General features: G+C 70.7%; 10 protein-coding genes. 6 read left to right on the forward strand and 4 right to left on the reverse strand.

Annotated elements, in window-relative coordinates; all coding sequences use genetic code 11:
- Window positions 1–32 precede the first annotated feature (32 nt).
- Window positions 33–647 (reverse strand): hypothetical protein, encoded by a 615-nt coding sequence (locus tag ACFYPM_RS02300; protein WP_387190345.1) that lies wholly within the window; start codon window positions 645–647, stop codon window positions 33–35.
- A gap of 109 nt (window positions 648–756) precedes the next feature.
- Complete coding sequence (gene eccCa, locus ACFYPM_RS02305; RefSeq protein ID WP_387190347.1) at window positions 757–4,713, reverse strand: type VII secretion protein EccCa; 3,957 nt, start codon at window positions 4,711–4,713, stop codon at window positions 757–759.
- 136 nt (window positions 4,714–4,849) lie between these two features.
- On the opposite strand from eccCa, the gene eccD reads away from it, so the two are divergent.
- Entirely contained in the window at window positions 4,850–6,238 is a 1,389-nt protein-coding gene (eccD, locus tag ACFYPM_RS02310; RefSeq protein WP_387190350.1) for a type VII secretion integral membrane protein EccD, read from the forward strand.
- A 38-nt stretch (window positions 6,239–6,276) separates the two neighbouring features.
- On the opposite strand, the gene ACFYPM_RS02315 is transcribed toward eccD, so the two are convergent.
- Complete coding sequence (locus ACFYPM_RS02315) at window positions 6,277–7,068, reverse strand: SUKH-3 domain-containing protein (protein ID WP_387190353.1); 792 nt, start codon at window positions 7,066–7,068, stop codon at window positions 6,277–6,279.
- Window positions 7,069–7,205: 137 nt separating this feature from the next.
- On the opposite strand from ACFYPM_RS02315, the gene eccB reads away from it, so the two are divergent.
- The 3 genes from eccB (at window position 7,206) to ACFYPM_RS02330 (ending at window position 9,430) form a co-directional block, all read left to right on the forward strand.
- Window positions 7,206–8,633 carry a type VII secretion protein EccB gene (gene eccB / locus ACFYPM_RS02320; protein ID WP_387190356.1) on the forward strand — a complete coding sequence of 476 codons (1,428 nt, stop codon included), beginning with the start codon at window positions 7,206–7,208 and terminating at the stop codon, window positions 8,631–8,633.
- Between the two features lie 161 nt (window positions 8,634–8,794).
- Complete coding sequence (locus ACFYPM_RS02325) at window positions 8,795–9,124, forward strand: WXG100 family type VII secretion target (RefSeq protein WP_387190358.1); 330 nt, start codon at window positions 8,795–8,797, stop codon at window positions 9,122–9,124.
- Window positions 9,125–9,142: 18 nt separating this feature from the next.
- Window positions 9,143–9,430 carry a WXG100 family type VII secretion target gene (locus ACFYPM_RS02330; RefSeq protein ID WP_387190360.1) on the forward strand — a complete coding sequence of 96 codons (288 nt, stop codon included), beginning with the start codon at window positions 9,143–9,145 and terminating at the stop codon, window positions 9,428–9,430.
- 116 nt (window positions 9,431–9,546) lie between these two features.
- Here the strand turns inward: ACFYPM_RS02330 and mycP are convergent, their stop codons facing one another.
- On the reverse strand, window positions 9,547–10,842 hold the full coding sequence (gene mycP, locus ACFYPM_RS02335; RefSeq protein ID WP_387190362.1) for a type VII secretion-associated serine protease mycosin: 1,296 nt from the start codon (window positions 10,840–10,842) through the stop codon (window positions 9,547–9,549).
- 152 nt (window positions 10,843–10,994) lie between these two features.
- Here mycP and ACFYPM_RS02340 point away from each other — a divergent pair, with 152 nt between their 5' ends.
- On the forward strand, window positions 10,995–11,387 hold the full coding sequence (locus ACFYPM_RS02340) for a YbaB/EbfC family nucleoid-associated protein (protein ID WP_387190364.1): 393 nt from the start codon (window positions 10,995–10,997) through the stop codon (window positions 11,385–11,387).
- Entirely contained in the window at window positions 11,384–11,728 is a 345-nt protein-coding gene (locus ACFYPM_RS02345; RefSeq protein ID WP_387190367.1) for a hypothetical protein, read from the forward strand. Before ACFYPM_RS02340 ends, ACFYPM_RS02345 begins: the two co-directional genes overlap by 4 nt.
- Window positions 11,729–11,733: the final 5 nt, after the last annotated feature.

Below are 11,733 nucleotides of genomic sequence, written 5' to 3' on the forward strand. Positions count from 1 at the left end.
CCGCTCCTCCGCGTCCCGTTCCCCGCCCACCGTCAGGACCGCAGGTCCGGGCGGGCCACCTGGTCGCCGTACATCTGCTCGTTGTCGCCCTGGACCGTATGGGCGCCGGTGCCCTCGCCGAAGGTCTCCGACTTGTCGATTTCCGGCGTCGCTTCGGGATCCTGACTGTTATTGGCTTCCGGGGCGAAGTAGGTCTCCGGATTCAGGACCTCCGGCGGGATCGCCTTCGCGGGGTCCGAGTTCTTGTCATCGCCCTGCCGCCAGAGGTCGTCGAGCGTCTTCTGACCATCGACGGCGGTGAAGGCGTTGTAAATGTCGTCCGTGCTGGCCTGGGCCAACGCGTCTCCGGTGCGGTATTCGCTGGCGATCGACATGGCAGCCATCTGCAGCGACACCAGACCCTTCATCGCGTCACCGAGCATCTTCCCCACCGCCACGCGACTGTCGTCGTGCCGGACACGGAAGAATGCGCCCTCCTTCATCCCACCCCCGCCGAACGGCGCCTGCACGGTGAGCATGGGGCGTACGCCGCTCTCGAAGCTGGGCTTGAAATGCTCGTTCAGCTCTTTCTCGATGGCCTTGGCAAAGTCGATCAGCTGCTGGATGTCGACGTCGATGTTCTCGCCGACGAGCCACTCGTCGCCCATCTGTCTCCCCGTTTCGTCCACATGCCGCCACCGCGGCTGTGTCCCGAGCCGCGACATTCGCAGTCCACTCTGGCCGAGAGTAGCGTCATCGGGCAACCCCGTAGTGTGGTCAGGCCCGCGGTGGCAGGTTCACCAACTGCACGAGACGGGTGCCCTCCCGCCGCGTGACCAGCCAACCTCGACCGGGCGGCAACGGCCCGGGGCGGACGGTGCCGAGCAGAACGCCTTCGTCCCGGTTGCCGGACATCACGATGCCCGGCGTGCTGATCTCCCGCAGCCGCATCAGCACCGGCTCGTACAGCGCCCGGCTCGCCCCGCCGGTGCGGCGGGCGATGATCAGGTGCAGGCCGATGTCCCGGGCCTGGGGCAGGAATTCCAGCAGCGGGGTCAGCGGGTTGCTGCCCGCGCTCGACACGAGGTCGTAGTCGTCGACCAGGACGTAGAGATCCGGCCCCTTCCACCAACTCCGGGCCCGTAGCTGGTCTGGCGTCACGTCGTTGGGGGGGATCCGGTCCCGCATCACCGCGGCGACCTCTGTGATGATCTTCTCGGTGAGCTGGGCCGACGAGCCGTACCCGATCAGGTGCGGGCTGGTGATGTCACCGAGCATGCTGCGCCGGTAGTCGACGATGACCAGCCGGGCCTCGGTCAGCTCGTTACGGTCGACGATCGTCTGTGCCAGCGCCCGCAGGAAGGTGCTCTTGCCGGACTCGCTGTCGCCGAAGAGCAGGAAGTGCGGGTCGGCGGCGAAGTCCAGGTGCACCGGTTGCAGGTCCACCTCGGCGATGCCGACCGGCACCCCGGGACGACCGGTGGCCGGCAGGCTGCCGTGTGGGACCACCGGCGGGAGCTGGCGGATCGGTGGCGCGCCCGGACCCTGCCAGGCGCCGGCCAGGTCGTTGACCAGCTTGCGGGACCCCTCGGGCAGGGTGTCCGCCTCCTGCGCGCCGTCGGTGCGGGGCAGGGCGGCGAGGAACTGGTGCCCGTCGGCGGTGATGCCTCGGCCGGGTGACTTCTCCGGCACGTTCATCGCGGCCCGACGGTCCAGGTTGGAGTCACCCGCGTCGGACAACCAGAGCTCCAGCCGGGTGCCGAAGACGTCCCGCACGGCGGGGCGCAGGTCCATCCAGCGACCCGCGGTGACGATCAGGTGGACGCCGAAGGAGAGACCGCGGTTGGCGATGTCGTTGATGGTCGGCTCAAGATCTTCGAACTCCGACCGGATGCTGGACCAGCCGTCGATGACAAGGAAGACGTCGCCGAACGGGTCGTCGTTGTGCTGGCCGTGCCGACGGGCCCGCCGGTACGCGGCCATCGAGTCGACCCCGCGCTCACCGAACCGCCGCTCCCGCTCGCCCATCAGCAGTTGCAGCTCGGCGACGGTCCGGCGGACCAGACTGGCATCGAGACGGGTCGCCACCGCGCCGACCTGCGGCAGGTCACGTAGCGAGGAGAGCGCGTTGCTGGTCAGGTCGAGGCAGTAGACCTGCGCCTCCCGCGGCGTGTGGGTCAGCGCCAGCGACGTCACGATCGTGCGCAGTACGGTGCTCTTGCCGCTCTGCGGACCGCCCACGATCACCGCGTGGCCGGCCGAACCTGCCAGGTCGAACCAGAGCACGTCCCGCCGCTGCTCGAACGGCTTGTCGACGATGCCCACGGCCACCTGCAGCTCGCCCACCAGGCCGGCGTGTGCCACCGTCACGCCCCGGGCGGGGTCGGCGGTCAGTGGCGGCAGCAGCTGATCCAGCGTCGGCGGATCCGACAGCGGCGGCAGCCACACCTGGTGGGCCGGCGCGCCCCGGCCGGCGAGTCGGCCGACCAGGATGTCCAGCACACTGTCGCCGCCCGTGTCGAGGGGATCCGGCGTCGTCTCCTGGGCCTTACGGGTCACCGGCGGTGCGACGTAGGCGGTGCTGTATTCCCGCACCCGCTCCTCGCCGTCACCGGCGGCGACCGCCTCGGCCGTCTTGCTGCGGTAGGTGCCGGAGACGTATGCGGCCTTGAAGCGGATCAGTGGTTCCATGCCGAAGCGCAGGTAGCCGTGGCCCGGGGATCGAGGCAACTCGTACGCGTCGGTGGCGCCGAGCACCACCCGGCTCTCCATCGCCGAGAAGGTCCGCAGACCGATCCGGTACGACAGGTGGGTGTCCAGACCGCGTAGCCGGCCCTCCTCCAACCGCTGCGAGGCCAACAACAGGTGTACGCCGAGCGACCGGCCGACCCGACCGATCTGCACGAACATGTCGATGAAGTCCGGTTTGGCGGTGAGCAGCTCGGAGAACTCGTCGCAGATGATGAGCAGGCTCGGCAGTGGTGCCAGCGGAGCACCCGCGGCCCGGGCCTTCTCGTAGTCGCGCTGCGAGGCGTAGTTGCCGGCCGAGCGCAGCAGCTCCTGCCGACGCACCAGCTCACCGTTGATCGAGTCGGTCATCCGGTCGACGAGCGGCAGCTCGTCGGCCAGGTTGGTGATCACCGCGCTGGTGTGCGGCAGGGCGTCCAGCCGGGTGAAGGTCGCGCCGCCCTTGAAGTCGATCAGGACGAGGTTCAGGCTCTCCGAGCTGTGCGTGACGGCGAGCGCCAGCACCAGCGTGCGCAGCAGTTCGGACTTGCCGGAACCGGTGGCACCGATGAGCAGGCCGTGCGGTCCCATGCCGTCCTGCGCGGACTCCTTGAGGTCCAACTCGACCGGGATCCCGTCGACGCCCACACCGATCGGCACCCGCAGCCGGTCCCGGTTGGGCCGGGGCTGCCAGGCCAGCTCCATGTCGAACTCGTACGGGTCGCCGATGTTGAGCAGTTCGGCCAGGCCCAGCTCGCTGGTGAGCGGGGCGTCGCCGCCGCGGGACGCGGCCGAGAGACGCAGCGGGGCCAACTGCATGGCCAGCGCCTCGATCTCCGCGACCCGACAGCCGTCGGCCCGCCCGATCTCCGCCTGACCATCCACGGTGGTGCTGTGCAACTGCCCGTCGGCGCTCACCTCGAGCACGAGCCGGGCCCGGTCCAGCACCCGCGGCGCCGGGCTGGAGAGGTCGAGCAGGGTGACGCCCTCCACACCGCCCTCGGTCATCAGGTGGTCCGACCCGGCGGTGTCGCCACCGTCGATGATGACCAGGAGGTGCGGCCCGCCCGACTGGGGCGACCCACCGGAGGAGTTGAACCGGGGCCGGCTGGCCAGCACGTCGTCGAGCATCGCCTCCAGCCCGGTGACCGAGGGCGCGACCAGCCGGAGCTGACCGAGCGCGTCGGTGCGGCTCGGGTGCAGCGCGTGCGGCAGCCACTTCGTCCACTCCCACGCGCCCCGCCGGTCGGCGGCGACGCAGACCGCGACGAGCATGTCGTCCGGCGCGTGGAACGCGGTGGCCTGGGCGAGCACCGCCCGGACGAGACCTCGGACCGCCTCGTCGTCGCCGCGCAGGTGGACCCGGGCGAACCCGTTGAGCGCCATCGTCACCGGCAGATCCGGCACCTCGCCGTACGTGGTGAGGAAGCGGCGCAGCGCCAGCGCGCACATCGGCTCCAGCTTCTCCAGCGAGGTCGCGGGCGGCGGAACCAGCGGCGTGGCCAGCTCCTGCGGGCCGAGACCGATGCGTACGGTGGCGAAGTCCACGTCGCCACGCCGGCGCTCCCACAGCCGTGGCCCGAGCGGGACCGACCACAGCGCGTCCGGGTCCGGGTGTCGGTAGAACGCCGCCTCGCGCTGCTTCTCGACCGTCTTGAGCACCCGGCGGCGCTGCCGCGACAGGTGCGTCATGTACTCGCGTCGCTTCTGCAGCATCTCCTGCTTGGTCGGGCCACCGGAGTTGTTGGTGAGCTGGGAGCCGAGCATGCCGATCGCGGAGAGGCCGAAGAGGCCTCCGGTGACGTAACCGAGGGTGCTGCCGCCTCGGCCGGCGAACATCAGCGCCATCGCGAACGAACCGGCGAGCATCGGCAGCATCATCATCATCTGGCCCCAGGCACGCCCGCTGGGCGCGGGTACCTCAGGTGGTGCCTCCAGCAGGACCTCGCCGGACGGGTACTCCGGCTCCGGCTGCCGGGCCGGGCGTTTCACGACGACCGTGCTCACCTATCAGACCTCCCCGCTGGGGTCCGGACCCGACCGGGCCGAACCGGCGCCCGCGCCATGGCACATGGTAGGTAGCCTTCTCTCGTCATGACAGCCGCGGGCCACGTCGGCCCGCTCCTCGTTCGAGGGGTCGTCAGTGGTCACCCAGGCCGGAACCGGACTCGCGCGCATCGCCGTCGTCGCCCCCAACCGGCGGCTTGATCTCGCTCTACCCGAGCATCTGCCGCTGGTCGGGCTGCTCCCCGCCGTGCTGCGGCAGGCGGATGAGCATCCGTCGGACGGGACGGCACACGGTGGTTGGATGCTGCGCCGCACCGACGGCACCACTGTGGACCTCAATCGTACGCTCGCCACCCAGAACGTCCGGGACGGCGAGACGCTGCATCTCGTGCCGCGCCGCACCGACTGGCCGGAGTTGGCGTACGACGATCTGATGGAGGCCGTCGCGGCCGGCGCCCGCCGACGCGGGGTGGCCTGGAGCCCGCCCGCGACCCGGCTGACGGGTCTGATCGTCGCCGGTGTGCTGCTGCTGCTCGGCCTGGTCGTCATCGTCACGTCCGACGAGCCCGGCCTGCTCGGCGGCGTGATCGCCCTCGGCACCGCCGGGGTGCTCCTGCTGGTCGGGATCGTGCTGTCCCGGGCGATGGCCGACTCGCTCGCCGGGGCCGTGGTCGCCGCGGCCGGCCTGCCGTACGCCTTCGTCGGCGGCGTCCTGGTGATCGGGAACGGGGAGTCCGTCTGGGCGCTCGGCGCACCGCACGTGTTGCTCGGTTCCGCCATCCTCTTCCTCACCGGCCTGCTCGGCTTCCTCGGGGTGGGCGACGCGACCCGGGTCTTCGTCGCGGCGGTCTTCGCAGGTTTCTGGGGCATGCTCGGCGGCCTCTTCGCCCTGGGCACCATGGACGCCCCGCAGGGCGCGGCGATCATGGTCAGCGCGGTGACCCTGCTGCTGCCGGCGATGCCGCTGCTCGCCGTACGGCTCGGCAAGATGCCGATGCCGGCGCTTCCCCGCACCGCCGAGGACCTGCTGCGCGACGAGCCGCAGCCCCGGCGCGAGCTGGTCTATCAGGCCACCGCCCGGGCCGACGAGGTCCTCACCGGCATGATCTTCGGCTCGTTCCTGGTCACCGTCGGCTGCCTGATCGTGCTGACCGCCCACGGCTCGGTCGCCGCCCTGCTGCTGGCCGGCGTGGTCGCGCTCGGTCACCTGCTGCGGGCCCGGCTGGTGCCGACCGTGCGGCACCGGGTGCCGCTGCTCGCCGGGGGCCTGGTGGGGTTGGCCCTGCTGCCCCTGGTCGGCGCGGCTGACGCCGGCACCGGACTACGCGTGCTGGCCGTGCTGCCGGTGGCGGTGGTCGCGGCCGGGATCTCGGTCAGTGCCGGGCTCGCCTACAGCCGCCGTGCTCCGTCGCCCCGGCTGGCCCGTCTCGGGGACACCCTCGACATCCTGCTGCAGTTGGCCGTGGTGCCGGTGGCATGCAGTGTGCTGGGCCTGTACGCGTTCATGCGAGCACTGAACGGCTGACACCAACGTCGGCGCCGACGATCATGCGGCTCTCTCGATCAGGACTGGCGGTCTGAGTACCACTCGGGCATGGGCGCTGGCTCGTCCCAGTTGAGGTCGCTTGCCTCCGGCATGTCACCACCGCGGACGAGCTTGACGATCGCGGAGTCGATGTCGGGGCCAACGAAGAAGTCGTCTGCCCAGTGCAGCATGAAGACCCGCCCCTGGGCGTCGATGACGAGTTCGGAGGGCCCGTCGGCGTTGTTGCCGAGCGGGTAGACGGGGTTGTCAAACTCCTCGGTGAAGATGCGGGCATCCTCGGCGAGCACTCCGCCGCGGGTGGGGTGGATGTAGCTCCAGTAGCCCTCTTCTGGCTCGCCGAATCCGCCGAACTGGGGCAGGCGTAGGCCGCCGAATTCGACGAGTGCGGCCCGTGCGGCGGGGAAGAACTCCAGGCCGGTGAGTTTGTCGGCGAAGCGGGTCAGCCAGTTGTTGACGGAGGCGGTCATGTCGCGGCCGGGGAACCAGCCGGCCTTGTCCAGTACCGCTCGGACGTCCGGCGGGAAGCGGCCCTCGGCGGCGCGGCGCTGCGCGTACCGCTTGGCAATTGACGCACCGGCCAGCGAAGGCCACTCGGACAGCTCGCCGGTCTCCCGGTCGATGACGACTGTGGGCTGGCCGGTGGCCGACGGTGGCCGGGGTGGCCCGTCCGTCGGCTCCGGCCGGGGTTCGCGGCGGGAGACGACGAAGCCGAGGTCGAACTCGTACATGTCGACCTCCGGCGGCGGGCCGGGGTGGCCGGCGGCGGCCCACTCCCGGGCTCGGACCAGTGCCTCGTCACGACTGATCATCGAACCTCCTCGCGTCGTGGTCGTCCTGGTCACCGGCCCCGGCCGGATGCCGGCACCACAGCGTTCGACGCGGTGCCTATCGTAGGCACCGCGGTCCGGCACCTGTCCGTGCCGACCGTACGCCAGGGGGAGATGCCATGCCGTCACGGCGGGACCAGGTCCAGTCGTACCAGTTCTTCGTCCAGCGGATGACGTCCGCGCTCGTGGCGCGTGAGCCTGATCCGGAGGCCGCGCCGTTCCGGCGGCTCGGCGGCGCCGGCCTCGCGGGCGTGATGGTGGCGGTGCTCTGCCTCGCCGCGGTGGGCGTCTACGGGTTGCTCCGCCCCGGTGGCGCCACCAAGTGGAAGGCGGCCGAGTCGGTCATCTTGGAGAAGGAGACCGGCACGCGGTACGTCTACCGGGACGGTCGCCTGCACCCGGTGGTCAACTACTCGTCCGCGTTGCTGGCCATGGGGTCGGCGGTGCCCACCATCTCGGTCTCCCGCAACTCGCTCGTCGGCACGCCGCGCGGGCCCCGGATCGGCATCCCGAACGCACCGGACGCCCTGCCCGACCCGAAGCGGATCCTCACCGGGCCGTGGACGCTCTGCACCCAGCCGGCCCGCGACCAGGCGGGAGGCACCGTGGCCACCACGGTGCTCACCCTCGGTAGAGCCCCCAATGGTGGGCGCGAGATGGGTGACACGGCGCTGCTGGTCAAGGACACCACGACCAACCGGATGCACCTGGTCTGGCGCGACCATCGGTACGAGATCCGCAACCAGGCGGTCGTCCTCGAAGGACTGACCATGACCGCGGAGCCCGTGGTCGAGGTCGGCGGGGCGTGGCTGAACGCGCTGCCCGCGGGTGAGCCGATCGGCTCGGCGGGGGTGGCCGGCCGCGGCGAGTCGTCGGACGCACTGCCGGACGCCCGGGTCGGCCAGATCTTCGTCGTGCAGAGTCAGAACGGCAGCCGTCAGTACTACCTCGCCAACCGCGACCGCCTGCATTCGCTGACTCCGCTGCAGGCTGACGTACTGCTCGCGGACCCGGAGACGCGGAAGTCCTACCAGGGTGAGTCGGCTCCGCAGGCCCTGACGCTCGGGGCCGGGGCCGCCGCGGCGGCCCCCAAGGCGCCGCCGCCGGCCGAGGGGCGTCACCGCGCACCCGAGGAACGCCCCGACATCGCCCGGCTGACCGGTGACCAACCGGCGATCTGCGCCGCCTACCGGCCGGGGCAGGATGAGCCGACCCTACTGCTGGACGCGCAGGTGCAGCCGGTCAAGGAGCCGGTACGCACCGCCGAGCAGACCGGCGACGGCATTCCGCTCGCCGACCGGGTGGTCATCGAGCCGGGGTACGGCGTCCTGGTTGCCGCCATGGCGTCACCGGAGATCACGACGGGCACCCTGAGCCTGGTCACCGACCTGGGCTACCGGTATCCGCTGGCATCGAAGGAGGTGTCGGAGATGCTCGGCTACCGCGGTGCGCGGCCCGTCGAACTGCCCGCGAGTCTGGTCGTCCGTCTTCCGGCCGGCCCGGCGCTCGACCCAACCAACGCGAAGCGGGCACTGGACCCGGAGTGACCGGAGCTGCCACAGTGGAGGTAGTTGCGAGTCTGGATGCGGCCGGCCTAGCGCGGGCTGGACATGACCCGTTACCGTTCGTGTAGCAATGGCGCGCGAGCGCCACAATAGAGGCTGCCCCCGCCGATGGGGGCGATCGATGAGGACGGGGGTGACTCACCATGTCGATGGGTACCGACACCGGCTTGATGGTGAAGACCGAGGGCGACGTAGATGCCGTCGCGGATCGGCTCACCGGCAACCTGAACCAGCTGATGGACCAGCTCGCACCGCTGTACGACCAGTGGAAGGGCGCCGCTGCCGGCTCCTTCCAGGACGTTCGGGAAAAGTTCGACAACGACATGGCCCGGTTGAACGTGGCGTTGCGGGCGATCGCCGAGGCCGTCGGGTCCGCCGGTAAGGACTACGACGTCAGTGACGACGAGCTCCGGTCCGAGATGACCTCTGCCGGCGCGACCGCCGGTCAGATCACCGCAGCGCTCAAGCTCTGACGGGGGAGGGGTTCTGACATGGAAATTCGTTACAACTTCGGTGCGCTGAACGCTGCGGCGGACAGCTGCGGCGGTGCCATGAAGAATGTGACTGGCGAGCTCGATGGGCTCAAGTCGGGCATCGCGCCGCTGCTCGCGACCTGGGACGGTGACGCCCGTGAGGCGTACTTCCGTCGGCAGAGCGACTGGGAGGCGGCGGCAAACGACCTGCGCGACCTGCTCGGCCGGATCGAGAAGACGCTGCGCGAGTCGGCGGCCAGGATGCAGGCCCGCGAAGCCGCGAACCGGGCGAAGTTCGGCGACTGAGCCCGACCGTACGTAACGATGGCCCGGCTGTGTGCCGGGCCATCGTCGTTCGCACCGTCGTCGGTGCCGCGACTGCCGGGCGTCGTGACGATGAGGGTCCGGCCTCGGGTAGGCCGTCAGCCGCGGGGCAGCGAGGTCGGCACCCGGAAGAAGGCCTCTTCGGGCTCGTCGATCTCGGCGACCGGAGGCGGCGGGGCCGCCGGCCGAGTCGGTCGCCACCGCAGCCGGCGTCCGCGCGGCAGCAGGGTGGCCATGGCGCCGATGGCGAGCGCGAGCACGGCGACCAGCAGCCCGACCCAGAGGGCCACCCGGCCGAAGACGCTCCACCGCTCCGAACGCTCCTGCGCCGCCGCGTCATACGACGGGTCGGGCATCGGGGGTTGGGCAACCGGCGCGTCATTCGTCAGCCGTTCGGTCACCGCCCGGTACGGATTCAGCAGGCCACGCCCGTAGCCCTCGCCGGGGCCACCACGCGCCGGGTCCACCGTCGCGAGGAGACGGCGGTTGACCCCCTCCGCGGACAGGCCGGGTTCGGCAGCACGGATCAGGGCGGCCGTTGCGCTCACCAGCGGGGTTGCGAAGCTGGTGCCGCTCCAGACGGCGTGGCCGGCGAGGCGGGTCGCCGCCACCACCGCGCCGCCAGGGGCCACCAGGTCCACGTACGGCCCGACCTGCGACTGCTTCACCCGCACGCCCTCCTGGTCGATGGCGCCGACCCCGATCACACCGTCGTAGGCGGCGGGGTAGGGCACCGGATCCGGACGGTCGCCGTTCTGGTGCAGGTTGCCGGCGGCGGCGACCAGCACGACGTTGTGCTCCCGCGCGTACTTGACCGCGCTTTCTACGGCGGGATCGGGTTGGTAGAGCGTCACGGACATGTTGATCACGGCGGCACCGTCGTCGACCGACCCGCGAATGGCCTGCGCAAAGACCTCCGCGGAGACACTCTTGCCCCGGGCCTCCTCGCCCTCGGTGCCGGCGCGTTCGCTGACCCGGATCGGGATGATCGTTGCGTCCGGGGCCAGGCCGTGGAAGCCGACGCCGTTCTGCGGGCGGGCGGCGATGAGGCTGGCGACCGCGGTGCCGTGCGAGACACAGTCGACGTTGCCACCGGGTGTCCCACGCAGGGAATCGAAGCCGGTAGCCACCCTGCCGCTCAACTGCGGGTGGTTGTCGTCGGTGCCGGAGTCGATGACGGCCACCTTGACGTTGACGCCGGTGCTGAACGGCCACACCCGCTGCGGCGCGAGCCACCGCTGGTGCCACGGTGTCTCGCTGATGACCTGACCCGGATCGCTCGGGTTGGTGCAGATCGCCGGGGCCGCGACAGCCCGATCCGGCGCGCCGAGGATTGTCGAGCCCATCAGCGCCACCACCAGCGCAGCGGCGGACGTACGACGGTCGAGACCCATTCCGCGCTCACCTCCCGTCCCTACGGCGCCGGTGCATCGTAACGATCCTCGGACGATTACCGGATCCCCGATGTCGCGTCGATTCAGTATGGTCGAGGTGTCACGCCGTTGGCGGGTTGCGGCGGCACGTGGACGTGCAGGGGGAGGACGCCATGGACACGCAAGGACTGCGCGCTCGGGCCGACGAGCTGATGGCCCAGTTCGAGCGGATGCGCTCGGGCGTGGGTGACCTTCAGCAGCGGCTCAAGGCAGTGAACGCCACCGTCACCTCCGAGGACGGCTTCGTCTCGGTGACGGTCGGCCCGCGTGGTCAGGTGGTCAAGGTGGAGTTCGATCCCCGCATCTACCGCCGGCCTAACTCCAAGGAGCTCTCCGCCACCGTCACGGAGACGATCCGAAAGGCCACCGAGAAGGCGATGACCGAGGTCGAAGAGCTGATGCGGCCCTTCGTGCCGGACAGCCAGTTCCAGGCGTACATGGGTCACGACCTGGACGGCATCTTCCGCCAGCTGGACAGCGAACTTCCCCGGGAGGACGACCGATGAGCGACGCAGACGAGACCTTCCTCAAGCCCGACGCCGCCCGGGCCGGTGCCCAGCGACTCGGTGTTGCCGGCGCGACACTGGCCAGCCGATGGGCGCAGCACGCGGCCACCATCTCGTCGCTGAACGCCTCCGCGCCCTGGGGCACCGACGAGCCGGGCCAGGGCTTCAACAAGCACTACCTGGAGGGCGGCGACAAAGCCCCCGCCACCAGCGTCCTGAGCGGTGGGAAGACCATCGTGGACCTGATCAAGTTGCTGGGACCGGACGTCCTCAGCGCCGTCGATGGCACGGTCGAGGTCGACGACATGGTCGACAAGTGGTTCGGCGGCGAGGGTAAGTAACGTCC

The sequence above is a fragment of the Micromonospora sp. NPDC005203 genome, assembly GCF_042872705.1.
Classification (GTDB): Bacteria; Actinomycetota; Actinomycetes; order Mycobacteriales; family Micromonosporaceae; genus Micromonospora.